Annotated in this window: 20 protein-coding genes; 11 read left to right on the forward strand and 9 right to left on the reverse strand. The window is 66.6% G+C overall.

The features are described 5' to 3' along the window. Positions 1-5 precede the first annotated feature (5 nt). Positions 6-1,115 carry a DUF373 family protein gene (locus ACFQEV_RS14770; RefSeq protein ID WP_379697542.1) on the reverse strand — a complete coding sequence of 370 codons (1,110 nt, stop codon included), beginning with the start codon at positions 1,113-1,115 and terminating at the stop codon, positions 6-8. An 83-nt stretch (positions 1,116-1,198) separates the two neighbouring features. On the opposite strand from ACFQEV_RS14770, the gene ACFQEV_RS14775 reads away from it, so the two are divergent. Beyond that, positions 1,199-1,603 (forward strand): RidA family protein, encoded by a 405-nt coding sequence (locus tag ACFQEV_RS14775; protein ID WP_379697545.1) that lies wholly within the window; start codon positions 1,199-1,201, stop codon positions 1,601-1,603. Positions 1,604-1,609: 6 nt separating this feature from the next. On the opposite strand, the gene sppA is transcribed toward ACFQEV_RS14775, so the two are convergent. Together sppA and ACFQEV_RS14785 are read right to left on the reverse strand one after the other, a co-directional pair. Further along, positions 1,610-2,620 (reverse strand): signal peptide peptidase SppA, encoded by a 1,011-nt coding sequence (gene sppA, locus ACFQEV_RS14780; protein ID WP_379697548.1) that lies wholly within the window; start codon positions 2,618-2,620, stop codon positions 1,610-1,612. A gap of 90 nt (positions 2,621-2,710) precedes the next feature. Further along, positions 2,711-3,634 (reverse strand): coiled-coil protein, encoded by a 924-nt coding sequence (locus ACFQEV_RS14785; RefSeq protein WP_379697551.1) that lies wholly within the window; start codon positions 3,632-3,634, stop codon positions 2,711-2,713. A 401-nt stretch (positions 3,635-4,035) separates the two neighbouring features. On the opposite strand from ACFQEV_RS14785, the gene ACFQEV_RS14790 reads away from it, so the two are divergent. From ACFQEV_RS14790 to ACFQEV_RS14800, 3 genes are all read left to right on the forward strand, one after another. After that, the gene (locus ACFQEV_RS14790; protein ID WP_379697554.1) at positions 4,036-4,473 is read left to right on the forward strand and encodes a DUF371 domain-containing protein; all 438 of its coding nucleotides are present in this window, start codon (positions 4,036-4,038) and stop codon (positions 4,471-4,473) included. A 213-nt stretch (positions 4,474-4,686) separates the two neighbouring features. After that, the gene (locus ACFQEV_RS14795) at positions 4,687-5,496 is read left to right on the forward strand and encodes an endonuclease III domain-containing protein (RefSeq protein ID WP_379697556.1); all 810 of its coding nucleotides are present in this window, start codon (positions 4,687-4,689) and stop codon (positions 5,494-5,496) included. A gap of 251 nt (positions 5,497-5,747) precedes the next feature. Next, positions 5,748-6,071, forward strand: coding sequence for a HalOD1 output domain-containing protein (locus ACFQEV_RS14800; RefSeq protein WP_379697559.1), 324 nt, complete (start codon positions 5,748-5,750; stop codon positions 6,069-6,071). Between the two features lie 10 nt (positions 6,072-6,081). Here ACFQEV_RS14800 and ACFQEV_RS14805 read toward each other — a convergent pair whose 3' ends face one another. From ACFQEV_RS14805 to ACFQEV_RS14815, 3 genes are all read right to left on the reverse strand, one after another. After that, positions 6,082-6,549: a DUF7332 family protein gene (locus ACFQEV_RS14805; protein ID WP_379697562.1), complete on the reverse strand. Its 468-nt coding sequence runs from the start codon at positions 6,547-6,549 to the stop codon at positions 6,082-6,084. A 45-nt stretch (positions 6,550-6,594) separates the two neighbouring features. Next, entirely contained in the window at positions 6,595-6,990 is a 396-nt protein-coding gene (locus ACFQEV_RS14810) for a methylglyoxal synthase (protein ID WP_379697565.1), read from the reverse strand. A 112-nt stretch (positions 6,991-7,102) separates the two neighbouring features. Then, positions 7,103-9,025: a beta-CASP ribonuclease aCPSF1 gene (locus ACFQEV_RS14815; protein WP_379697568.1), complete on the reverse strand. Its 1,923-nt coding sequence runs from the start codon at positions 9,023-9,025 to the stop codon at positions 7,103-7,105. A gap of 261 nt (positions 9,026-9,286) precedes the next feature. Between ACFQEV_RS14815 and ACFQEV_RS14820 the strand changes: the two genes are divergently transcribed. The 4 genes from ACFQEV_RS14820 (at position 9,287) to ACFQEV_RS14835 (ending at position 17,124) form a co-directional block, all read left to right on the forward strand. After that, on the forward strand, positions 9,287-9,769 hold the full coding sequence (locus ACFQEV_RS14820; RefSeq protein WP_379697571.1) for a hypothetical protein: 483 nt from the start codon (positions 9,287-9,289) through the stop codon (positions 9,767-9,769). 117 nt (positions 9,770-9,886) lie between these two features. Then, positions 9,887-11,353, forward strand: a complete 1,467-nt coding sequence (gene proS / locus ACFQEV_RS14825) for a proline--tRNA ligase (RefSeq protein ID WP_379697573.1) — start codon at positions 9,887-9,889, stop codon at positions 11,351-11,353. 180 nt (positions 11,354-11,533) lie between these two features. Continuing rightward, positions 11,534-16,063, forward strand: coding sequence for a glutamate synthase large subunit (gene gltB, locus ACFQEV_RS14830; RefSeq protein ID WP_379697576.1), 4,530 nt, complete (start codon positions 11,534-11,536; stop codon positions 16,061-16,063). Positions 16,064-16,134: 71 nt separating this feature from the next. Further along, positions 16,135-17,124, forward strand: a complete 990-nt coding sequence (locus tag ACFQEV_RS14835; RefSeq protein ID WP_379697579.1) for an NAD-dependent epimerase/dehydratase family protein — start codon at positions 16,135-16,137, stop codon at positions 17,122-17,124. A gap of 67 nt (positions 17,125-17,191) precedes the next feature. On the opposite strand, the gene ACFQEV_RS14840 is transcribed toward ACFQEV_RS14835, so the two are convergent. Continuing rightward, a complete protein-coding gene (locus tag ACFQEV_RS14840; protein ID WP_379697581.1) occupies positions 17,192-17,881 on the reverse strand; it encodes an HD domain-containing protein in 690 nt (229 codons plus the stop codon). 219 nt (positions 17,882-18,100) lie between these two features. Between ACFQEV_RS14840 and ACFQEV_RS14845 the strand changes: the two genes are divergently transcribed. Further along, positions 18,101-19,048, forward strand: coding sequence for an ADP-ribosylglycohydrolase family protein (locus ACFQEV_RS14845; RefSeq protein WP_379697584.1), 948 nt, complete (start codon positions 18,101-18,103; stop codon positions 19,046-19,048). Between the two features lie 159 nt (positions 19,049-19,207). Beyond that, complete coding sequence (locus ACFQEV_RS14850; protein WP_379697587.1) at positions 19,208-20,098, forward strand: esterase/lipase family protein; 891 nt, start codon at positions 19,208-19,210, stop codon at positions 20,096-20,098. Positions 20,099-20,235: 137 nt separating this feature from the next. Here ACFQEV_RS14850 and ACFQEV_RS14855 read toward each other — a convergent pair whose 3' ends face one another. Together ACFQEV_RS14855 and ACFQEV_RS14860 are read right to left on the reverse strand one after the other, a co-directional pair. Continuing rightward, entirely contained in the window at positions 20,236-20,550 is a 315-nt protein-coding gene (locus ACFQEV_RS14855; RefSeq protein WP_379697590.1) for a hypothetical protein, read from the reverse strand. A 691-nt stretch (positions 20,551-21,241) separates the two neighbouring features. After that, positions 21,242-21,556, reverse strand: coding sequence for a DUF7344 domain-containing protein (locus ACFQEV_RS14860; RefSeq protein WP_379697593.1), 315 nt, complete (start codon positions 21,554-21,556; stop codon positions 21,242-21,244). 250 nt (positions 21,557-21,806) lie between these two features. Between ACFQEV_RS14860 and ACFQEV_RS14865 the strand changes: the two genes are divergently transcribed. Continuing rightward, positions 21,807-25,736 (forward strand): PAS domain S-box protein, encoded by a 3,930-nt coding sequence (locus ACFQEV_RS14865; RefSeq protein WP_379697595.1) that lies wholly within the window; start codon positions 21,807-21,809, stop codon positions 25,734-25,736. Positions 25,737-25,741 lie beyond the last annotated feature (5 nt).

Consider the following 25,741-nt stretch of genomic DNA (forward strand, 5'->3'; position numbering starts at 1 on the left):
CCGACTCACTGCTCGACGGCGTCTTCCACCGTCTCGTCGCTCACGCTCGCGGCGATTCGGACGCCGACGATGCTGACGACGATGCCGCCGACGATGAAGAGGGCGAGTCGCTGGCGGGCCGACAGAACCACGTCGAACAGCACCGCGTTCCCCAGGACGCCCTCGCGTTGGAGGAACCACCCGGAGAACCCGCGGACGACGAGTCCGAGGGCGACGACGCCGAACGGGAGGTTGAGGTACGGCGTCCGGACGCCGTCGGAGCCGATGAGCTCGTCGATGAGTCGGCCGGCGCTGGCGGTCAACGCGGCGAGCGCCAACCACGGCACCGCGTTGTAGACGAGCTGCATCGCGGGCAGCACCACTCGCTCCGAGCCCGTCGGCGTCGTCACCGAGAGCGCGCCGAGGAAGAGACCGACGAGCGACAACCCCCCGGCGGCGGCGTACGTGACGACGGACACCTGTCCGGAGTACAGCGCGTCCCGGACCATGTCGGGCACGTCCGCGACGAACTCGTCGATGGCGAACCCCTTGTACAGGAGCACCGCCCCGAGGACCGCCGCCAGACCCGCGAGCGCGACGGCGGGCGAAAACTGCGTGAGCAGGAGCGGCATCAGAACCAGCGTCGCCCCGAGGGGGACCAACACCGTCGTCCGAAGCTCCTCGTCCGCGAGGAACTGCTTGAGCAGGTAGTACGTCGATTCGATGTCGTGCGCCTGCCTGACGACCACGCGGTCCACGGAGTCGATTCGGAGGCGACTCTCTATCACCGGCACCACGCGTTCGTCGCCGGCGCTGTCGATGACGACGATGGTCGATTCGGGGTCGTACTCCTCGACGAGGCGGTCAACCTGCGCGGCGAGCGACCGGTCCGCACCGACGAGCGAGTCGCTCCCGCCGGAGACGACGGCGACGACGGCGTCCTCGTCGCCGTCCCGCAGGTCCCTGACGACGCGAAGCGACTCCAGAAGGCAGTTCACGCTCGAATCCTCCGGGTCGGCGAGACCCACCTCCGTCACGAGCGATTGGACGGCCTCCCACCCGACCACGGGCGTCCGGAGACCGGCCTTCCGCCCGATGTCGTTCGACCGGTCGACACAGAGGACGAGCGTGGTCACAACCGTGCGAACGACTCACTTAGTTAAAACGCTCCCGGTCGTCGCGGCCGAACCGTTATCGGCCGGGGGTCCGTGGGTCGGCCATGCGACGAGAGGCGATTTCGAGCGGTACCGAGTGGGAACCGAGAGTCGGCTACTCCCGCGCCGTCCGCACCGGCGACGTGATTCGCGTCTCGGGAACCACGGCGACGGACGAGGAGGGGAACGCGGTGGGGGCCGACGACGCGGGCGCGCAGGCGAAGCGAGCGCTCTCGAACGTGGTTTCCGCGGTGGAGGAACTCGGCGGGGAGAAGGAGGACGTGGTTCGGACGCGGATGTACGTCGCGGATATCGACGACTGGGAGGCCGTCGGCGAGGCGCACGGGTCGTTCTTCCGCGACGTTCCCGTCCGCCCCGCCTCGACGATGGTGGAGGTGAGCCGACTCATCGACCCGAACTTACTGGTCGAAATCGAAGCCGAGGCGGTGGTCGAACCGGACGAAGGCTGAGAGCGGTCAGAACCGGAATCGGAAGTCGGCGGCGTCGTCGGCGTCGAACGCCGAGGCGACGCCCGCGCCGAACGCGTACGCGACGTGCGCCGCGCCGCCGCGGAGGCGAGAGGCGACACCCCGGCGGGGCGTGAACTCCCGGACGCTCACCTCGTCGACGCCGAGAAGCGTCGCGACGCGGTCCTCCACGTCGTCCCGCGTCCCCACCCGGTCCACCAGACCGAGTTCGACGGCGTCCTCGCCGAGGTAGACGCGCGCTTCGGTGTCTCGCACCGTCTGGGGGTCCATCCCTCGGCCGGCCGCGACCCGTTCGACGAAGTCCTCGTAGTAGTCGTCCACGATGCCCTGGAGGTAGTCGCGTTCGTCCTCCGAGACGTCTTTCAGCGCCGTCCCGGCGTCTTTGTACTTGCCCGCGGCGAATCGCTCGTAGGAGACGCCGAGTCGGTCGGCGAGCTCCGAGACGTTCACGGACGACCCGATGACGCCGATGCTCCCGACGACGCTCACGTCGTGCGCCCACAGTTCGTCGCACCCGGTGGCTATCCAGTACCCCCCGCTGGCGCAGACGTCGGTGGCGTACGCCACGGTGGGGCCGTCGAACTCCTCGACCGCCCGCCTGATGTCCTCGCTCGGCAGTACCTCGCCGCCCGGCGTGTTCAGCTTCACCACGAGGGCGTCCACGCCGCCGTCGTCGTCCGCCGCGCGGACGCCGTCCACGATGTCGTCCGCCGGCGTACCGACGCTTCCGCCGGGCGCGGGGCCGGGGCCGCCGTCGCGGGTTATGGGCCCCTCGACGGCCACCTCCGCCACGTCGTAGTCGGGGTGCGTCCTGTCCGCCAGACGCGCCCCGAGGCGGACGCCGACGCCGACAACGCAGACGACGAGGACCGTCCCGAGGAGGTCGGCGAGGTCGTCCGGCGCCGCGACGAAGAGATACCATCCGACCGCGGCGACCACCGCCGCGACGAGGAGAACGACGGCCGCGCGAGCGACCGCGGTCCGTCGGCCGGCCGTCACGATCCGTCACCCGTCAGAGACATACCGACGCCTCTCTCGGGTGAGGTGAAAAACGTATCCGAAACGGAGAGAGAGAAAGAACCGGTCGGCTTAGAGAAGCCCCGTCTTCTGGAGCTTCATCAGGTCCTCGGTGTCGAGGGTCTCGCCTTCCTTGAACTTCTGGTAGATCTCCTCGGCCTCCTCTTTGGCCGCTTCGCGCTCCTCGGCGCGTTCGGCGTCGCGCTCCTGCTCTTCCTGCTTGTCGAGCTCGCGGAGGCGCTTCTGCACGCGGACGAAGTCCTCGTGGTGGCGGTCGGCCGCCTCTTGGGCTTCGACGAAGAGCTCGTGCATCGCGTCGGCCTTGTCGCGGATGTCGTCGGCCTCGCGGTAGGCCTCGATCATCTGGTTGTGGTGCTCTTGGGCCTTGTCGGCGAGCTCCGTCACCTTCTGGTGGTGCTGGGACGCCTCGGAGCGGACCTCCTCGGCCTCCTCGATGAGCTCTTCGAGTTCACCGCTCTCTTCGACCTTGTCCTTCTTCTGACGGAGCTGCTCGCGCTTGTCCTCGATCTTCTCGATGAGTTCGCGCTCGTCTTCCGTCGAGAGAACTTCGGTCTGCTGTCGGAACTCGAGCTGCTCTATCTCCTCTTTGAGCTCGTCGATGTCCTTCCCGTCGTTGAGCTCGAGGTCCTGCTTCATCTCTTCGACCTTGTCGAAGAGTTCGTTGGCCTCGGCGTTGAGCTCGTTGCGCTTGTTCTTGTGCTCCTGAACCTGCTCGTTGAGCGAGTCTCGCTGCTCTCGGTGTTCTTGTGCCTCGTCGACCTTCTCGCGAGTCTTCGCGTTCAGGTCGTCGCGCTTGGACGCGCGCTCGGAGGCCATCTGATTCAGGTCGTTACGACGGTCGCGGAGCTGCCCCGCGAGTTTGATAAGCTCGCCTTTCGAACCGTCTTCGAGCTTGTCGTCTGTGAGTTCGACGTTGTTGGATTCGTCGAGCTCTTGTACGTCGTATTCTTGGAGAACGTCTTGCTTTGTCACCATGCGTAATCAAACCTCGATACCATCACCGCTCCGGACAAGGCGGCCGCTCCTTGTGATGCTGCCGACCGTGGATAAGAATTCCCGATCATTCTGCGTGCGGTTCCGCCGGAACGCCGGAGGCGCTCTGGTACTCTCTACTTGACCCTATCCGGATATAAATCCTTCGGTGGTTGCGGGCGTGAAAAGAGGTACCATACTCCTCGAATACGCCGTGCTACGACGTATCAACCGATGGGGAGACGTACATAAAATACGGAGCGCACCGTACTCGGCCGCCCGCCGTTCCGTCGGCGGAACGATCGCCCCATCGGCGGAACGGTCGTCCCGTCCCGGCGGGTCGGACGCGCCTCGTTCCGCGCCGAACCGTACGCGCTTTACCGCGGCGACGGCGACGGGGAACCATGACCGAACGACGCGAAGTCGTCCGCGCGCGCGGACACGAGAACGTCGCGGCCGAACACGCCAGCACGTTCGAGGTGACGTCGGACGATTGGCTCACGCCCGCGGGAGACTGTATTCTCGCGGTCGAAGCCGACAGGGTGCCCGCCGACTTCGACGAGGAGTTCGTCGAGGCGTGCCGCGACGAAGACGCGACGATTACGGCGGAGATAGCGGTGGAGACGGACGAGGGGGAGACGTTCGCGCAGACGGTCGCGGGGCGCGGCCACCCCGACCTGACGTTCGAGGACGACCGAAGTCACGTCGGGCGGACCAGCGACTACGTGGACGACCGAACCGTCCTCGTCGGCGCCGAGGGTGCCGCCGCGGACTTCGACCGCGAACTCGTCGCCGCCCTCGCTGACGGGGCGTCCCTGACGCTGACGCTCACCGTCGAGTAGGCGGACGCCGCCGGAGAAAGGACTGAGCGACGGTGTTCCGTCGGGGCGGTTATGTCCGACCAAACGGGGTCCCCGGTCGCGTTGTACCTCCTCGTCTTCTGCGGCTTCGTCCTCCTGTCGGGGGTCGTCGGCTTCATCGCCGTCTACGTCCGACTGTTCGAGACCGACTGAGAGACCGGGCGGTTTTTCGCCGCGGCGGTCGAACCCCCACCCATGCCCGAGGAACCCGCAGAGAACATTAGCGGCGGCGAGGCCGGCGGCGGCACGGCCGCGATGTTCGAGGAGGGGGACGCGGAGACGCGCGCGGAGGCGGTCGTAGACGAGTTAGGGAGACTGTACTGGCGGAAGGCCTACGGCGGACAGGACGCCTTCGAGTGCCTCGTCCGAACGATACTCAGCCAGAACACCAGCGACAAGGCGAGTCAACCGGCGCACGACGAACTGATGACCCGGTACGGCCCGGCCAAGGACCTCGCGGAGACCCTCGCGGCGGCCGACCGGGAGGCGATAGCCGACGCCATCTCCGCGGCGGGACTGTACAACCAGAAGTCGAAGATGATACGCGGCGCGGCCCGGGAAGTCGTCTCCGAGTTCGGCGGGTCTGAGGGGTTCGACGCCTACGTCCGCGAGGAGGACCCCGCCGCCGTCCGCGACCGGTTGCTGGAGATTCACGGCGTCGGCCCGAAGACGGCCGACTGCGTCCTCCTGTTCGCCGGCGGCCGGGGCGGCGTCTTCCCCGTGGACACGCACGTCCACCGAATCTCGCGGCGGTTAGGCGTCGCGTCACCCGACGCTGACCACGAGGAGGTGCGCCGATCGCTCGAACGCGACGTTCCGGCGGCGAAGTGCGGGTTCGGACACACCGCGATGATCCAGTTCGGACGCGAGTACTGCACGGCGCGGACGCCCGCCTGCCTCGACGGACTCGACGCCTGCCCGGTGTCGGCGCTGTGCGACAGGGTGGGCGTCGACCCCGAGTCCGGCGAGGTGGTGGACCCCGTAGAGGCGACATCCGGCCCGTAACGCCCGGAAGTCGACGCCTTACTCGGCTGACGGACCCGCTAACGTCATACTTTATCGCGTCGGCGCGCGCCGCGGAAGCCCGACGCCGCAATAATCGGGCGGTTAACCGTTGGAGCGTACTGACAGTAAGGGATTTTCTCATATTAACAGTCATCGCACTTTATGTGGGGATAGAGAGTAGCGAGTCGGTGAGAATACAATGGTATTCGGAGACAGGAGTCCGAACCGAGCACGCTCCCGGGGGGGAGACGATGGTTGAGGACGGAGTCGGCGGCAGAGACCCGTCGGCACCGGCGGAGGAGTACCACGCGATGCACGACTGGTCGGACGACGAACCGCTCAGTTTCAGCGTCGTCCGAGCGGTGTCGATGTTCGCGGGGAAGGAACCGGAGGCGTTACCACCGCTGTACGACGTCATCGACCCCGACGCGCTCGACTCGTTGTTCACCGACAAGGCTGGTCGCAACGGGACTCTCTCGTTTTCGCTCGACGGCTACGACGTGACTATCCACGCGGACGGGAGCATCGTCGTCCAACGCGCCGACGCGAACTACCCCTCCGGACCGTCGCCCTGACGGTTCGAGCTTAACACGCTCTCGTCTCGACGCCGGACACCGGCGACTCCTCGGAAGCGTACGACGACCGATCCCCGCCGAGAGACGAGAACATCGGAAGATCGAACGAGTAGTCGTAGACTATCGCGAACCGGGAGAACGGGTTCGAGAGGAACGCCCCGGCGTCGCCGACGCCGTTGAAGACGACGCCCGTCCGAAGCGAGACGATGGTCGCGTTCAACGCGGTGCCGCGGGCTTCGAGACCGAGTGCCCCTTCGCCGCCGAGGTTCGAGAACAGCGACGTGTGGACGGTCATCCCGATGCCCGGACCTTCCGTACCGACGCTGAGTTCGTGACCGCCGGGCGGGAAGCACCGCTTTTCGCCGCCGTCCGCCGCCGCCGAGTCGGACGACTGGGCGGCGACCGGACCGACGACGGGCGCTCCCAACGTCGCCAGTAGAACGACTACCGTGGCAACAGTTCGTATCGAGCGTCGCATACACCGGTGTTCGGCGGGGAGGTGTTAAGCGTCGGGATACGATTCTCAGCGGTGAGACCGGGTCTCGGATTCGAGCTGTCTGACGAGTTCGTCGAGGATGGCGTCGGCGCTGGAGAGGTTCGTCGCGAGGGGGATGGAGTGGACGTCGGCGATGCGCAACAACGCCGTGATGTCGGGTTCGTGCGGTTGCGCGGTCAGGGGGTCCCGCAGGAAGAAGACGCCCGCGCAGTTCTCGTCGGCGATCTCGGCGCCGATCTGCATGTCGCCGCCGATGGGGCCGGACTGCTTGCGTTCGACGTCGAGGCCGGTCTCCTCTTGGAGTCGCTTCCCGGTCGTCCCCGTGGCCATCAGGTCGAACCGTTCGAGGTCCGCCTTGCGGTTCTTCGCGAACTCGATGAGCTCCGGCTTCTTCTCGTCGTGAGCGATAAGCGCGAGACGCATGGCTCAGTCTGCGTGGAGAACGGGCTTGAATGTTGGCCGCGGGCGCGGGCGGCGAAAACCGGAACGAAACGCGAACGCGGGTCGGGCGCGGACGACGCGGAAGCTTACGCGGTCACTTGAAGCGGAACGTTTCGAGGTTCTTCGGCGCGAACGTCCGCATGTTGTAGTTATGATAGAGGGCCGACGAGAGGTCCTGCACGGAGCGTTCGTCGCCGTGGACGCACAGCACCTTCTCGGGTCGGGGGTTCATCGTCTTCACGAAGTTCTCCAGTCCCTGCCGGTCGGCGTGGCCGGAGAACCCGTCCACCGTCTCGACGTCCATCTTCAGTTGGAGCGTGTCCGAACGGCCCATGCCGTCGCGGCCGTTGACGGGAATCTCGTCCCACCCGTTCTGGATGCGGCGGCCGAGGGTTCCCTGCGCCTGGTAGCCGACGAACACGAGTCGGGAGTCCGGTTCCGTACCGATGTGGCGGAGCCACGACATGATGGGGCCGCCGGTGACCATCCCCGAGGTCGAGAGGATGATGCATTGGTCGCCGTCGGCGACTTCCTGCCGTTCCTCCTCGCCGCCGTCGATGTGGTTGAACTCGTCGGCGAGGAACGGGTTCTCGTCCTCGTGGAAGATTCGGTCGCGGAGTTCGTCCCGCAGGTACTCGGGGTACGTGGTGTGGATGGCCGTCGCCTCCCAGATCATCCCGTCGAGGTGGACGGGCATGGAGGGAATCTTGCCGCTCCGCATCGCCTCTTCGAGGACGAGCATTATCTCCTGGGACCGACCGACGGCGAACGCGGGGATGAGTATCTTCCCGCCCTTGTCGTACGTCTCGTTGATTATCTCGATGAGGTTCTCCTCGGAGTCCTCCTGGTCGGTCTGGTAGTCGTTCCGGCCGCCGTAGGTGGATTCGAGGACGAGGGTCTCCACGCGCGGGAAGTCGTTGACCGCGCCGTTGAACAGGCGCGTGTCGTCGTAGTGGATGTCCCCGGAGAACGCGACGTTGTAGAGGCCGTCGCCGATGTGGAAGTGCGAGACGGCGGAGCCGAGGATGTGACCCGCGTTGTGGAACGTGAGCTTCACGTCCGGCGCAATGTCCGTCACGTCGCCGTATTCGAGCGGGATGCAGTGTTTGATGGCCTCGCGGACCATCTCGGACTCGTACGGCGGCGTCCGGCCCTCCTTGGCCGCCACGTCGAGGTAGTCGAGTGTCAGGAGACCCATCAGGTCGCGGGTCGGTTCGGTCGTGTAGATGGGGCCGTCGTACCCGTACTTGAACAGGAGGGGGATGAGCGCCGAGTGGTCGAGGTGGGCGTGCGTCAGGACGACGGCGTCCAGCGAGTTCGCGCCCGCCCCGAGGGCCTCCGGCACCTGCAGGTACGGCACGTCGTCGGACCCCGGCTTGTCGCCGCAGTCCACGAGGATGCGCGTCTCGGGCGTCGAGACGACGAACGAGGCGCGACCGACCTCCCGACAGCATCCGAGCGTCGAGATGCGGACCCACTCGTCGTCGGAGAGCTGTTCGCGGTGAATCTGCCGCCCGACCCGTTCGAGAATCTGCCGCCGGTCGTCGCGTTCCTGCTTCAGGAAGTTCCGGACGTTCGAGACGGTCGACGACTCGATGGGCGGGGTGCGGACGACTTCGGGCGTCCACCCGACCTGCTGGGTTATCTTCCGGAGCGTCGACCCGTGGCGGCCGATGACCATCCCCGGCTTCGACGCCTCGATGACGACTTCGCCGGTGTCGGCGTGGAAGTCGAGGTCGGTGACGCCCGCTTCCTCGGGGATGACGTCAAGGATCTGTTCCTCCGCGTTACGGGGACTCGAAAGCGCCTCTGGGTCGGGCCTGACCGTGATGCGCTTCCGCAGTTTGCTGGCGAGTTTCCGGATGAGGTCGCCGTTCTGCGCGAACCGCTTCGGGTCCCGAGTGTAGACGACGAGTTCCGGCCCCTCGTATTTCACGTCCGACACGGAGATGTCGGACGGCAGTTCGTTCGTAATCTCTGCTTTCAATTCCTCAAGTTGCTTATCTACTGAACTCATAACTGAGTGGCCTCGCCCGGTGCGTTACGGGCGGTGTCGGAGAATCGCTGCCTCGAAAGCTGCCGACCGGTGCCGATACGCCTATCGGGGGACGGTCTGACCCGGTCGTCGATTGAGAGAGCATAGTCAACGAGTACGGTGGTATCTCTGGCTATCCTGACTGCGGGAAGAGGCAGGGAAAACCCGCTTACTCGGAGGTACTTTCTCGTCGGTATAAAAGCCTTCGCAAAGTGGAAGCCCTCGGACGCGCAGATGGGCGGTATGGAGCTGACACCGGAGGCCGTCGAACGCGAGGCGGAGTGGGTGCGAAACCGCGGCGACGCGGTGGTTCCGCTGATAAACGACACGCGCGCGCGGTTGGGCGAGCTGTTCGAAACCGACGTGGACGAGGTGACGCCCGCGGCGTACCGCGAGGAGGTGGACGCCGTCTTCGCCGACGGCGAGGTGGCGGTGAACGTCGCCGGGTTCGTCCGCATCCTCCGCGAACTCGACGTGGAGGGCGACTACCCCGGGTTCGTCGTCGACGAGATTCTCGGGCGCGAACTCGCCGCCACCGTCGCGGGCGGGCACCCCCTCTCGCTTCTCGCGCAGGCGACGTTCCACTTCGCGGACGTCCGCACCCACACCGAGGGGCGCGCGGGCGCGGACGACTTGGACGCCGCACTCGCGGCGGGCTTTCAGACGCGGTTGCCGGGGTGGTCGTGGCGCGACGGCGACAGTCCGTTCGCCGTCCGGCGCGACTGACGCGGGCGCGAACGGGAGCGGCGTCGCCGCCGCGCCGGCCGCGCGGCCCCTCCGCCGGGACGCGCGGAGTCGCGCGCTTCGGGGTCTTTAAGAGTTCGCTGGGGTAAAGCGAGGGTAATGAGCGACGATCAGGAACTCGGGATAACCGAGTCCAAGGAGTACAACACCGGCGAGTGGTACGCCGAAGTCGTCCAGAAGGCGGGGTTGGCGAACTACGGCCCGGAGGGGATGAGCGGATTCATCGTCACGCGGCCGCGCGCCTACGCAGTCTGGGAGCGCATCCAGAGCTACCTCGACGGGCTGTTCAAGGAGACCGGCGTCCAGAACGCCTACTTCCCGATGTTCATCCCCGAGAGCTACCTCGAACGGGAGAAGGACATCGTCGAGGGGTTCGACCCCGAAGTCGCGTGGGTCACCCACGCCGGCCGCGACGAACTGGAGGAACGACTCGCCGTCCGGCCCACCTCCGAGTCCATCATCGCGCCATACCTGTCCCGGTGGGTCCGCAGTCACCGCGACTTGCCCCTCCGCGTGAACCAGTGGGCGTCCGTCGTCCGATGGGAGGCGACGGAGACGAAGCCGTTCTTCCGCACGAAGGAGTTCCTTTGGCAGGAGGGCCACACCGCGCACGCGACGGACGAGGACGCGTGGGACGAGACGCTCACCCGCCTCGACCAGTACCAGTCCGTCTTCGAGGACCTGCTCGCCATCCCCGTCCTCCGCGGCGCGAAGCCCGAACACGACAAGTTCCCCGGCGCGGACACGACGACGACGGTGGAGGCGCTCATGCCCGACGGCAAGTCCGTCCAAAGCGGCACCTCCCACCACCTCGGCACCTCCTTCGCGGAGGCGTTCGACATCACCTACACCGACGAGGACGAGGAGAGCCAGATCGCTCACACCACCTCGTGGGGCCTCTCGTGGCGGTCGATGGGCGCGCTCATCATGACCCACTCCGACGACCAAGGGTTGGTCCTGCCGCCGACCGTCGCGCCCGAACAGGTCGTCGTCGTCCCCATCTGGCAGTCCGACACGAAGGAGAAGGTGCTCGAGTACGCCGAGGGAATCACCGAGGAACTGGAGGAGGCGGGCGTCCGCGTCGAACTCGACGACCGGGACGAGCGCAATCCGGGCTTCAAGTTCAACGAGTGGGAGCTGAAGGGCGTCCCCGTCCGCTTCGAGATCGGCCCGAACGAGGTGGACGACGACGTGATAACCGTCGTCCACCGCCCCGACGGCGAGAGCAAGGAGGTGGACCGCGAGAACGTCGCCGAGACGGTGCGCGAGGAGTTCGACGAGGTGTACGCCAAACTCTACGCGAAGGCGGAGGATAACCTCGAAGAGAACGTCCGGGAGGCGGACTCCCGCGCGGACATCCTCGGCACCATCGGCCAGCACGGCGGGTACGTGAAAGCGCCGTGGTGCGGCGACGAGGAGTGCGAAACCGAGATCAAAGAGCAGATAGCCGCCGAAATCGTGATGGTCCCCCTCGACGACGAGGAGGCCGAGATTCACGAGGGCGACTCCTGCGCCATCTGCGACGGCGACGCCGTCGAGACGGCCTACTTCGCGAAGACGTACTGAGCGACGCTCGTTCCCGCCCCGCCCCTTTTCTGCGCTGCTGTTCGCACACTTCGCGCTGCCGTCCGTATCCTAGATGAACATTCGATAAAGTAGAAATAGACCATATATCCTTATATGTAATAGTATTTCCCTTATGCTTTCAGGATAAATGCCTTATGGGAGTTCGGTGTCTGGTCACACATGACCAAGCCACAGAGAGACACCCCTGACGTTTCGGAGGGGCTCGCCGACCCCACCGACCAGCGCTCGAACTGCGGCGTAGGCGCCGTCATCGACCTCGACGGCGGTCGAACTCACCGGACCGTCGCGGACGGCGTGGAACTGTTAGCGAACCTCGAACACCGCGGCACGACGGGTGCCGAGGAGAACACCGGCGACGGCGCCGGCATCATGATTCAACGGCCCGACGAGTTCTTCGAGGCCGTCGTGGACGCCGACCTGCCGGAGACGTACGCCGTCGGTTCGGTGTTCATGCCGCAGGACGACGCCGCGCGCGAGGGACTGTTCTCGATATTCGAACGCTCCGTGGCGGCCCACGGGCTGGAGGTGTTCCACTGGCGGGACGTGCCGACGGACAACTCCGACCTCGGGAAGACCGCGCTCGAATCCGAACCCGACGTCTGGCAGGCGTTCGTCCGCCCCGACGCGGAGATGGACGCCGAGGCGTTCGACCGGAAGCTGTACGTCGCCCGCCGCGAGGCCGAGAACCGCGTCGGCGAACTGGAGTCCGCGGGCGCGGCGCGCTTCTACGTCTGTTCGCTCTCGCGGAAGACGCTCGTCTACAAGGGACTGCTCAAGGGCGACCAACTGCTCGATTACTTCCCCGACCTCGCGGACGAACGCGTGAAGACGACGCTGACGCTCGTTCACGCGCGCTTCTCGACGAACACGCTCGGAGCGTGGCACCTCGCGCACCCGTACCGCCACATCGTACACAACGGCGAGATAAACACCATCCGCGGCAACATCAACTGGATGCGCGCCCGGGAGACGGACCTCGAACACCCGGCGTTCGGCGACGACTTAGAGACCATCAAGCCGGTCACGAAGGCCGACCAGTCCGACACGGCGGTGGTGGACGACGCCGTCGAACTCCTGCTTCACTCGGACCGCGAACTCCCGCACGTCCTCCGGATGCTCATCCCCGAGGCGTACCGCGGCGACGACGCGATGCCGCGGGAGAAGCGCGACTGGTACGACTACCACGCATCGCTGGTCGAACCGTGGGACGGCCCCGCCCTCGTGGCGGCGACGGACGGCGACCGGGTGGCGGCGGTGCTGGACCGCAACGGCCTCCGTCCGTGTCGCTACGACGTGACCGCCGACAACAGGGTCGTCATGGCCTCGGAAGTCGGGGCACTCGACACCGAACCGAGCGAAATCAGGGAACGCGGCCGCCTCCAACCGGGGCAGCTGTTCATGGCCGACCCGACGGAGGGGCGTGTCATCCCCGACGAGGAGGTGTTCGACTCCCTCACCGACGAGAAGTACGGCGAGTGGGTCGAAACGGAACAGCGACACCTCGACGATATCGCGGACGAGAGCGACTACGAACCCCGCGGCGAGGTGGACCACCTCCGCGCATACCAGGCGGCGTTCGGCTACACCCACGACCAGGTGAACCACCTCATCGAACCGATGGCGAGAGACGGGAAGGACCCCGTCGGGTCGATGGGCGACGACACCCCTCTCTCCGTCCTCTCGGACTTCAACCGGCCGCTCTTCACCTACTTCAAGCAGCTGTTCGCGCAGGTGACGAACCCGCCGCTGGACTACATCCGCGAGGAACTCGTCACCTCCCTCGAATCTCGACTCGGCCACCAGCGGAACCTCTTGGACGAGACGCCGGAGCACGCGCGGCAACTCGTCTTGGACTCGCCCGTCCTGACGGACGCCCAGACCGAGGCCATCGAGGACTTAGACGGAGACATCTCCTCGGCCGTGGTGGACATCACCTACGAGACGGACGAGGAGATGCGCGACGCCGTCGAACGCGTCCGCGAGGAGGCGAAGGCGGCCATCGAAGCGGGGGCGAGCATCGTCGTCCTCTCGGACCGCACCCTCGGCCCCGACCGCGTGGCGATTCCGAGTCTGCTGGCGACGGGCGCGGTCCACCACAGTCTCGTCCGGAACGGCCTGCGGAACCACGCCGGACTCGTCGTCGAGTCGGGCGACCCCCGCGAGGTCCACCACCTCGCCGCCCTCGTCGGGTACGGCGCGGGCGCGGTGAACCCGTACCTCGCCTACCAGACCATCGGCGACCTCGTCGCCGGCCCGGACGGCGCGGAGGAGTCCGAGGCCGTCGCGGCGTACAAGAAAGCGCTCGAAGACGGCCTGCTGAAGACGATGGCCAAGATGGGCATCTCCACGGTGGAGTCCTACCAGGGCGCCCAGATCTTCGAGGCCGTCGGCCTCGACTCGAAGTTCGTCGCCGAGTACTTCGAGGGGACGGAGATTCGCACCGAGGGCATCGGCATCGACGTGGTGGAGGATGACGCCCTCACCCGCCACGCCGTCGGGTTCGGCGCGGACCCCGACTTAGAACGGCAGGGCGAGTACGAACACCGCTCCGACGGAATCCACCACCAGTGGAACCCCAAGACCGTCGGAACGCTCCAACAGGCGGTCCGCTCCGGCAGTTACGAGAAGTACCGGGAGTTCGCCGAACTCGTCAACGACCAGTCGGAGGAACTGCAGACGCTCCGCGGCCTCTTGGAGTTCGACTCCGACCGCGACCCGGTCTCTATCGAAGAGGTCGAACCCGTCGAGGACATCGTCGAACGGTTCTCGACGGCGGCGATGTCGCTCGGCAGTCTGTCGCCGGAGGCCCACGAGAACAACTCCGTCGCGATGAACCGCATCGGCGGGAAGTCCAACTCCGGCGAGGGCGGCGAACCGCCGGAGCGGTTCGGCACGGAGAAGGAGTGCAACGTCAAGCAGGTCGCCTCCGGCCGGTTCGGCGTCACCTCCCACTACCTCTCCAGCGCCGACGAGCTTCAGATAAAGATGGCGCAAGGGTCGAAGCCCGGCGAGGGCGGCCACCTCCCCGGCAAGAAGGTAAACGAGATGATAGCGCACGTCCGCTACGCGACGCCGGGCGTCGGCCTCATCTCGCCGCCGCCCCTCCACGACATCTACTCCATCGAGGACCTCAAACAGCTCATCCACGACCTGAAGGCGGCGAACTCGGACGCCGACATCAACGTGAAGCTCGTCTCCGAGGCGGGCATCGGAACCATCGCCGCGGGCGTGGCGAAAGCCAACGCCGACGTCGTCCACATCTCCGGGCACGACGGCGGGACGGGCGCGTCGCCGAAGACGTCCATCAAGAACGCCGGTCTGCCGTGGGAGCTCGGCCTCGCGGAGGCGAACCAGATGCTCCGCGCGACGAACCTCCGGTCGCGCATCCGCGTGACCGCCGACGGCGGCATGAAGACCGGCCGCGACATCGCCGTCGCCGCCTTGCTGGGCGCGGAGGAGTACGTCTTCGGGACGGCGTCGCTCGTCACGTCGGGCTGCGTGATGGCCCGCCAGTGCCACGAGAACACCTGCCCCGTCGGCGTCGCCACCCAGCGCGAGGACCTCCGAAAGCGCTTCCCCGGCCAACCCGAGCACGTCATCAACTACATGACGTTCATGGCGCAGGAACTGCGCGAGATACTGGCCGAACTCGGCTTCCGCACGGTGGACGAGATGATCGGTCGTCCCTCGCTGCTCCGCCAGCGAGAGACCGACCACGAGAAGGCCAAGCACCTCGACCTCGCGTCGGTCATCGCCAAACCCGCCGAGGGCGCGCGCTACAAGACCGAAGAGCAGGCCCACGCAGACTTGGAGACGCAACTCGACCACAAGCTCATCGAACAGGCGCGACCCGCACTCGAACGCGGCGAACCGGTCCAGATTCGGGAGGACGTCTCGAACGTGGACCGCGCCGTCGGCGCGATGCTGTCGAACCGCATCTCCGACGAGTACGGCGGCGAGGGCCTCCCGGACGGCACCATCGACTGCGAGTTTTCCGGCATCGCCGGACAGTCGTTCGGCGCGTTCCTCGCGAGCGGCGTGACGATGCGCCTGACCGGCGCGTCGAACGACTACGTCGGAAAGGGACTCTCCGGCGGTCGAATCGTAGTAAAGACGCCCGAGGACGCCGCCTACGACGCCGCCGAGAACGTCCTCGTCGGCAACGTCGCCCTCTACGGCGCGACGCAGGGCGAGGCGTACGTCAACGGCGTCGCGGGCGAGCGATTCGCCGTCCGCAACTCGGGCGTGAAGGCCGTCGTCGAAGGCGTCGGCGACCACGGCTGTGAGTACATGACCGGCGGCGTCGTCGCCGTCCTCGGCGAGACGGGGCGCAACTTCGCCGCGGGGATGTCCGGCGGCGTCGCGTACGTCTACGACTCCGACGACGAACTCGAAGCGAAGGCTAACACCGGCATGGTGTCGCTCTCCGACGAACTCGAAGAGGGCGACGAGGCGATGCTCCGCCGCCTCGTGGAGAACCACGCCGAGTACACCGACAGCGACCGCGCGAAGTCGCTCCTCGCCGACTGGGAGAGCGTCCTCGGCGACTTCGTGAAGGTGATGCCCGACGCGTACGCCGCGGTCATCGCGGAGAACGCGGACGCCGACGTGCGGACCGACGTTCCGGACCCGGTGAAGTCGGTTCCCTCCGACGCGGACTCCGGACTCGCACAGACCAGCGACGACTGACTCGGCCGTCGCTACCGGAATCGGCCGCCGCATCTCCCACGCTTTTCTCCGGCCCACCCCTCGGGTAGCGTATGGACTCGGCACTCGTCGTCGGCGGCACCCGATTCATCGGTCGCCACCTCGTCTCCGACCTCGTAGAGAACGGCTACGACGTGACCATCTTCAACCGCGGGAACCACGAGAACCCCTTCAAGGAGGACGATTCCGTCCGACGAATCGAGGGCGACAGGAAGGACGACGGCGCCCTTAGGCGGGCGAAGGCCGCCGCCGAACCGGACGCCGTCTTCGACTGCGTGGCGTACCAGCCCAGAGACGTGGTGTCCGCGACGGAGATATTCGCGGACGCGGACGCCTACATCTACGTCTCCAGCGGTGCGGCCTACGGCGCGGAGGAGATTCCAAAGCGAGAGGGCGTCACGGAACTGTGCCCCTGTTCGGACGACCAGTTGACCGACGACTCCTCGGAGAGCTACGGCCCCCGGAAGGCCGAGGGCGACAGGGTGGTCTTCGACGCGGCGACCCGCGGCGTGAACGCGATGTCCGTCCGGCCCACCATCGTCTACGGCCCGTACGACTACACGGAACGCCTCGACTACTGGCTGAACCGCGTCGAGAACTACGACCGGGTGGTCGTCCCCGGCGACGGGACGAACATCTGGCACCGCGCGTACGTCGAGGACGTGGCGTCCGCGATGCGCGTCGTCGCCGAGGAGGGCGAGGCCGGCGAGGCGTACAACGTCGGCGACAGGCGGGTGCTCACCCTCGAAGAGACGGTCCGAACGATAGCCGACGCGATGGGGATCGACGTGGAGGTGGTCCACGCGGGCGAACGCGAACTCGCCGCCGCGGAACTCTCACCGGACGATTTTATCCTCTACCGGGACTACCCGCACGTCCTCGATACGAACAAACTCGCCGCCCTCGGGTGGGACTCGACGCCCGTCGAGGAGGCGATGGCCCGAACCGTCGAGGAACACCGCGAGTCCGACAGAGACGGGTCCGAACACGACCCCGGCCGCGACGCCGAGGAGTCGGTCCTCTCGATACTCGACACGCTCTGAACCGCGGGTCCGAAAAAGCGGGGACCGGGCGTCGGTCGCCGTCGTCAGTCTGGCCGAGGCGGCCGACTCAGGCGCCGAACTCCTCGTGGTCCATGCCGGGGACCTCCTGCTCTAACCACTCGCGGAACCACTTGACGCGCTTGAGTCGTTGGTGGGCGATGCTCTCGGCGGCGTCGCTCTCGATGCGGTCCGTGGCGTCGCGCCCCCGTTCGAGGACTCGTTCGACCATCTCGGAGGCCTCCATGTGGGTGCGCGCCTCGTACCCCATCCGCAGGAGCATCAACGCCGTGCCGTTGGCCCCGACCTTATCGAGGATGTCCGCCTCGATGAGACACCGCGTCTCCAAGGAGACGTCCGTCAACGGGCCCTGATAGGAGTGCGTCGAGACGACGTCGCACACCTGCTCGACGAATGACTGGGGAAACTCCGCGCGCGCCTCCAGATACTCGCGGGCGACGCGCGCGCCCTCCTCGGCGTGGACCTCCTGTTCGGCCTCCAACTTCGAGATGTCGTGAAAGAGCGCTGCGACGCGGACGACGTCCACGTCGGCCCCCTCGCGGCGGGCGATGTCCGAGGCGAGTTCGACCACGTTGAGGATGTGGTTGAAGCGGTACTCTGAACTGTGCCACGGGTACCAGCGCATCCGGCCGCCGTCGTCCTCGTTCTCGACGCTGGCGGAGAGGTAATCTCTGACGAACCGCTTCATCTCCCCGAACTCCTCGTCGGAGACCGAGGACTCCTTTATCTCAACGCCCACGGTGCCACCTCCACGTTCGTGGAGAGGGGGGCGTTCGAACGTTCGCGTTTGAGTTCATTACCCGAATTAATGGCTGTTCCGCTCTTAGGCGTTACGACGTTTAGAACCGGTCGGGAGCGGAAAACGACGCAGGGAGTGCCACTGAGTCCCACAGTTCGAACGCGAACGCCGGACCGGACGGACCGAGGGTTGATGTGTCACGGGAGACGAACGAGACGTATGATCGACCACTCCGTCCGTTCGCGGGCGCGGGGGACGCTCCTCGGCCTCGCGTGCGGGGACGCCCTCGGCAGACCGGTCGAGTTCCGAACGTCCGCGGGAATCGAGTCCGAGCACGGCCGCGTGACGGAGATGCTCGGACACGGGACCCACGACCGACCGCCGGGGACGATAACCGACGACACGGAGATGGCGCTGTGCATCGCGCGGAGTTTGGTCGAACGCGGCGGGTTCGACGGCGCGGACGTGGCGCGGCGGTTCGTCGGGTGGTACGAGTCCGGCCCGTTCGACATCGGCCTCATGACCGCGGATTCGCTCGCGCAGGTGCGCGAGGGGGTCGCGTGGACCGACGCCGGGCGGAAGGCTTGGGAGGGCCGGACGGAGGGGAGCAACGCCGGCAACGGGAGCGTGATGCGCTGTGCGCCGTACGCGCTGGCGTACCTCGACCGGCCGGGCGTCCTCGCGGAGGTGAGTCGCGCCTCGTCGGAGATTACGCACGCCGACCCGCGGTGTACCGCCGGGTGCGCCCTGTTGAACGAGGTTGTGCGCCGCCTCGTCTGCGGCGAGTCCGACCCCGACTCCGTCGTCGGCGATGCGTTGACCCTCGTCGACGGGAGCGGTGCGGTCCCGGACGAACTGTGGACGCGCGTGGCGGGCCTCCCCGAGGAGACGGACACCGAGACGCTCGGATACAGCGGCTACGTGTTGGCGACGCTCGAATCCGGACTGTACCACGGCCTCTCCGCCGACTCGTTCGAGGAGGCGGTCGTCGAGGCGGTGAACCACGGCGACGACGCCGACACCGTCGGCGCGGTGACGGGTGCCGTCGCGGGCGCGCGGTTCGGCCTCGACGCGGTGCCGGAACGCTGGCGGGACGAACTCGCCGAACGCGGCGAACTGCGCCGACTGGCGGACGAACTCCTCGAACTCGCGCCGGCGGAGGACTGACCGCGCTTCGCGTCGGACGGGACCTCTTTCTCGCGGATACGTGATTTCTCCCGCGGCGATTCTCTCCCGGAATTGATACTCAATTTAAGTAAAGTAAAAATAGCAGTGACACGAGTAGTCACCGTGACATCCGAAAGTCGGCATCGACGTTTCGGGGTGATGCCGTTACATCGGCTCTCCGTCGCCCCGTTGTACACCGCATCGTTCGGGATGCGGATGTTCACCCACGCCGTGGGGGCGTTGAACCCGCCGAGCGAACGGAGAAAGCGGGAACGCCGCGAGCGTCGGACGGACGACGAGGGCCTCCCGTGGTCGTCTCGGGGGCGGTACGGCGGCGTCGGCGGCCACGAGTGGTTCGACACGGACCCGGGCGCGTCGCGGACGCCGGTCGTGTTCGTCCACGGGAACGGCCGGACGCACGCGGACTGGTCCGACCACGCCGACGCGCTTCTGGAGGAGGGGTTCGCCGGCGACGAACTGTGGGCGATAACGTTCGCGCACCCCAACTCGACGCACCGCGAGATGTCCGACCAACTCGACGAGTTCGTCCGTAACGTGCGCAAGTACACCGGGTCGGACGCGGTTTCGGTGGTCGCCCACAGCCTCGGCGTCACCGGCGTTCGCTTCTGGTTGGAGCGTCGGAACCGCTACGAGTGGGTCGATACCGTCGTCTCCATCGCGGGGGCGAACCACGGCGTCTCGGTGTGTAGCGGCGAGGAGGACCCGGGGACGCTCGGCGAGTACGCGCGGCCGAGTCGCTTCGTCGGCTACCGGTACCGCGAACGGCCGAACCACCCGCTCAAGCGGTTGAACGCCGGCACCGAGACGCCGGGCGACGTGACGTACTACACGATTCGCGGGGCGTACGACCACTACTACTGGCGCGACCCGGCGAGCCCGAAACTCGACGGCGCGGCCGAGAACGTCCTGTTGTGGACGAACCACATCGGGACGCTACGGTCTGCGCGAACCCGCGCCCTCCTCGCCGAGTGGTTGCGGGAGGAACCAGACGACGGCGCGGCGGACGGGAGCGGTCGGACGGCCGCGTAACCCGCCGTTCGACCGGAGAGTACTGCGAGGAGAGCGTTAGACGGAGAGCGAAGACGAACCGCAGAGAGAGGAGAACGTCGAGAGACGAGCCCGGAAGAACCGAGAGACGAATCGCAGAGAGGAGAGAGCGGTACCGTTCAGTCGGCGTTCTGCGGAGCCGAGTGAGTCGCTTGTTTGCCGTGGCTGTGGTCGTCCGACCCGATAACGTCGTCGAAGGGGTGCGGCGAGCGGAGGATGGCGATGACGCTCCACATGAGACCGGTGAGTATCGACCCCGCCGCGGACATCGTCATCCCGAGGGTGAAGAACGTCGTCCCGTAGACGATGCCGATGGTGGCGGAGGGCACCGAGGTGCCCAGCGGAATGTTCGTCGTCGCGTCGCGGAGGGCAGGCACCAGCACGAACAGCGAGAATACGCTTCCGGCCAGGAAGATTAGGTCCTGCCAAATCATCGTGTTTCCCCCGTCGTAGCGAGCCCCAGAGAGATTGTCCCAGTCATCAAACAATACGAGGACGCCCGACCATATAACTTACTCGGTTTAGAGTAAACTTGTTTAACGAAAGATAACGGCACTCAGAACGTCGTTCGTGAGGAATTATGGTACTCCATAATCGCTCCCTACGACGTCTCTGTGGTCGGTATCGGCCGAAACAGTCCGTTAACTGATACTGTCCGTCGGCCGTCCGGGGCGTCCCTCGATGCGGGGGTATATGTCCTCGTTTATCGACCCGAGGCGGCCACCTCCGGCGGGCGAAACCGAGAACGACGGCGGGGAGGGCGGGGCGATGACGGGGACGGAGAGGACAACGGCGGGACGAGACGGACACCGGCGGTGGGGGAGGAGTATCGACAGCGAACGGAGGAGTAGCGACGGGGGAAGATGTGAGCACCGGCGGAGCGACGAGGCGGGCTCCGCGGAGAGGCTAGGCGAGTGCCGACGGAGAAGCGGAGTGGAGCGGCCGAATGGACGAACGGACGACGGCGAGAGAAGGAGGAACCGACGGCAGGAGAGGGAAGACCACGGCGGAAGGAAGCGGGACCGAGGACGGGACGACGCGGATGCTCCGCGCTCTGCGGGATATGGAAGACGGAGAACGAGAAGAGGTGAGGAGAGACGAGGCGGACGACGTGCTACCGAGCGACTACGACCGGAAGATACGGTTCGCCTGCCAGTCGTACTCGACGATTCCGTGGTCGTCTAACAGGGGGAGGTGCACGTGGTGGAGGTCGGTTTCGACGCCCTGCGTCGCCGGGACGGACGCGTCGGCGCCGATCCCCGTCTCGCGTTCGGCGACTTCCTCGGCCAACTCGCCTACCGTGAGGGGGAGTTCGAGTTCGGTGAGCGTCTGGAGGACGATTCGTCGTCGTTCGTCCGAGAGGAGGCGGTAGTACTCGTCCTCGGTCAGGCCGGCGGGCGATATCAGTTCCTCCGTCACCCGCTGCGTCGGTACGGACATTATCGACTCCCCTCCTCGGCGGCGTTCCGCGTCATCTCGTTCACACCGGAAAGAGAGGTTCTTCCCGGTTAACGCCACCCCCTAACTCGTTAGGACCTTCGTCGCCGGTAAACTGTCAATTATCGCCCTCGTTCCGGTCGACGCCCGTCGTGTTATCGGCTGAATAGATCTTCGTTCGAATGAACGTAAGGTGTTACGGCCACCTTCCGACAACGGAGGCTTAATGAATCGAAGAGGCGTTACGGAGGGTATGACTTCTGGCTCGTTGAGCGACGCCCTGCGGGAGACGCTCGCCGTCTTCGAGTCGGTTGGCGACCCGGGGGAGCCGATGACGACGGCCGAGGTGACCGGACACCTCGACGTGTCTCGTCGGAGTACGTACACGCGACTGGAGAAGTTGGCCGACCGGGGGTTTCTCGGCACGAAGAAGGCGGGGGCGAAGGGGCGAGTGTGGTGGCGTCCCCGGGACGGCGAGGGGGCGGACGGTCTCGCCGCACTCGTCGACGACCTTCCGGGCGTCGTCTACCGGCGACGAGACGAACCGGGACGGCCCGCGGAGTTCGTCGGTGGGGAGTGCGAGCGTCTGACCGGATACGCCGCGGAGTCGCTACGCTCCGGCGCGGTCAGTTGGGAAGACGACGTTATCCACCCCGATGACGTCGCTCGCGTGCGCGAAACCGTCCGAACGGGACTCGACGGCGACGGGCGGTTCTCGGTTCGGTACCGGATTCGGACGGCGGGCGACGACGTGCGCTGGGTGTCGGAACGCGGACACGTCGCCGCGCGCGACGCCGACGGGGAGACACAGACGCTCGTGGAGGGGTTGGTAACCGATATCTCGGAGGTGAAAGCGGAGAGCCGGCGTTTCGAACGCGAGATCGACGAGGTGTTCGAGCGAATCGACGACGCCTTCTACGCAGTGGACGAGGAGTTCCGGTTCACCCACGTCAACGAACGCGCCGAGGAACTGCTCCAACACCCCGAGGAGGAACTGCTCGGCAGGAGCGTCTGGGAGGTGTTCCCGTCGGCGACGGAGACCGACGCGTGGGAGAGTTTCCACGAGGCGCTCGAGATGCAGACGCCGACGAGTTACGAGGTGGACTACGACCGGCTGGGCTTCTGGGTCGAGGCCAACGTCTACCCTTCCGAGACCGGCCTCTCGGTGTACTTCCGGGACGTGACGGAACGGAAGGAGCGCGAACGCGAACTCGAACAGTACGAGACGCTCGCGAAGACGGCGTCCGACGTCATCGTGACGATGGACGAGCGCAGCGTCGTCCGAGACGTGAACGCGGCGGTCGAAGACGTGTTCGGCTACGAATCCGACGAACTCGTGGGCGAGTCGCTGACGAAACTGATGCCCGACCGATTATCTGACGTCCACCGAACCGCCGTCCGGCGCTACCTCGACGGGGAGGGACGCCACCTCGATTGGGACTACCTCGAACTCCCGGGCGTCCGCGCCGACGGGAGCGAGATTCCGCTGGCGATTTCGTTCAGCGAGTACGAACACGACGGCGAGCGCTACTTCACCGGCATCGTCCGCGACGTGACGGACCGCAGGGAGATGGAGTCCGACCTCCGCGAGAGCGAGCGGAAGTTCCGAACGCTCGCGGAGAACTTAGCGCAGGTCGTCTGGATGACCTCGGAGGACCCCACGGAGTTTCTCTACGTCAACCCCGCCTACGAGGAGGTGTGGGGCCGCGACCGAGAACACCTCTACGAGGACGGCCTCGACTTCCTCTCTTCGGTCCACCCGGAGGACCGAGAGCGGGTTCGGGAGGCGTACACCGGCCTCCCCGAGGAGGACTACGAGGAGGAGTACCGCATCGTCCGCCCCGACGGGTCGGTTCGGTGGCTTCGCGCGCGCGGGGTCGTGGTCGGTGACGACGGCGGCGACGACGTCCGCATCGTCGGAATCGTCGAAGACGCGACCGAGCGCATACGGCGAAACCGCGAACTCCAGCGGCGGGTCCGCCAACAGGAGGTGATAACCGACTTCGGTCGACGAGCGCTCGGAGACCGGGAACTCGACGACCTCGCGTCCGAGGCGGCCGCCCTCGTCGCGGAAACGCTCGACAACGACTACTGCGCAGTCCTCGACTTCGACGCCGACGCCGACGAACTGCGCCTCAGTCGGGGCGTCGGGTGGGACGAGGGCGCGGTCGGGTCCACGCTCTCGGCCGTCGAAGAGGGGTCGCAGGCGGCGTACACGCTAACGTCCGAGCGACCCGTCGTCGTGGAGGACCTCGACGCCGAATCCCGGTTCGACGGTCCGTCCCTCCTCACTGACCACGGCGTGAAGAGCGGAATCAGCGTGGTCGTCGGGTCGTCCGCCGAACCGTGGGGCGTCCTCGGCACGTACGACGCCGACGGCAACCGCTTTTCTGAACACGACGTGAACTTCGTCCGGTCGGTAGCGAACATCCTCGCGACGGCCATCAACCGCCGGGAGTACGAACGGGAGTTGGTCACCCGGCGGACGGAACTGCAGGAGCGCGAACGAACCTTGCGCGGGGCGTACGAGATAATCGCCGACCCCTCGCTTTCGCTCTCGGAGCGAATCGACCGACTGCTGAGCGTCGTCCGGGAGACGGTGGGGACCGACTACGCGACGCTCTCGCGGGTGCAGGACGGCGAGTACGTCTTCGAGGCGATAGACGCGCCCCCGGACGCCGACATCCGGCCGGGCGACTCCGTCCCGCTGACCGCGACGAACTGCGAACGCGTCGTCGAGACGGAGCGAACGCTCGTCCTCAGGGACGTGGACGCGGACGCCCCCGAGTTGGCCGACCGCGTCGGGAACGCCGAGTGGGGCATCTCCTGTTACCTCGGCGCGCCGGTGTTCGTCGACGGCGAGGTGTACGGCACCTTCTGTTTCTACGACATGGACGCGCGCGCCGAGGCGTTCAGCGACTGGGAGGTGACGTTCATCGACATCCTCAGCAACTGGGTGGGTAACGAACTCGAACGCGAACGCGACACCGACCGCCTCACGGCGCTGAACAGCCTCAACGCGGTCGTCCGAGAGACGACGGAGGCGATCATCGAACAGTCCACCCGCGAGGAGATAGAAAAGACCGTCTGCGAACGCCTCGCCGGCACGGACTCGTACCTGTTCGCGTGGATAGGCGACATCAACCTGCCGTCTCAGACGGTGAGCCTCCGAACCGAGGCCGGCGTCGAGGGGTTCCTCGACGGGAACGCCGCGCCCCTCGGTCCAGGCGACGAACGCGGCGAAGACCCCACGAGCGAGGTGCTTCGGACGGGAGAGGTGCAGACAGTCCAGAACGTCCAGAACGACCCGAAGTACCGACCGTGGCGCGAAACCGCCGAGAGACACGGCTTTCACTCATCGGCGGCGATACCGGTCGTCCACGAGGACACGGTGTACGGGGTGTTGAACGTCTACGCCGCCCGTCCGCGGGCGTTCGAGGGCGAGGAACGGGAGGTCATCGCCCAACTCGGCGAGATCGTCGGCCACGCCATCGCCGCCGTCGAACGCAAGCGGGCGCTGATGAGCAACGAAGTCGTCGAGCTCAAGTTCAGCGTCCCGGCCATCCTCGACGGCTACGATGTCTCGACCGACTGTAGGTTCACGTTGGACGAGACGGTCCCCCTGCAGGACGGCGCGTACCTCCTCTACGGAACCGCCGACGAGGGCGCGACCGACGCGGTGTCGGCGTTCGTCGACGCGCACCGCCACTGGGAGGACCTGACGTTCCGCGACGACGGCCGCTTCGAGATACGCCTGTCGGACCCGCCGATACTCTCCACGCTCGCGTCCCTCGGCGGGTCCATCGAGGAGGCCGCCTTCGAGGACGGGACGCTGAATCTGACGCTCCACCTCTCTCCGAGCGTCGACGCTCGCCGACTCATCGAAGTCGTCCGCGACGGCTACCCCGCCGCGGAGATGGTGACGCGAAAGCAGGTCGAACTGGGGGACGGCGACGCGGAACGGATCCACGAGACGTTCGTCGAGGCGTTGACCGACCGCCAACGCGCCGCCCTCCGTGCGGCCTACCACGCGGGCTTCTTCGAGTGGCCGCGCGAGGCGTCCGGCCAGGAGATGGCCGAGGCCCTCGGCGTCACGCCGCCGACGTTCCACCAGCACCTCCGAACCGCCGAGCGGAAAGTGTTCGACTCGCTGCTGTCGTCTTCGGTTCGGAGCGTCGAGTGAGTCGG

Source organism: Halopelagius fulvigenes, from assembly GCF_042662625.1.
Lineage (GTDB): Archaea > Halobacteriota > Halobacteria > Halobacteriales > Haloferacaceae > Halopelagius > Halopelagius fulvigenes.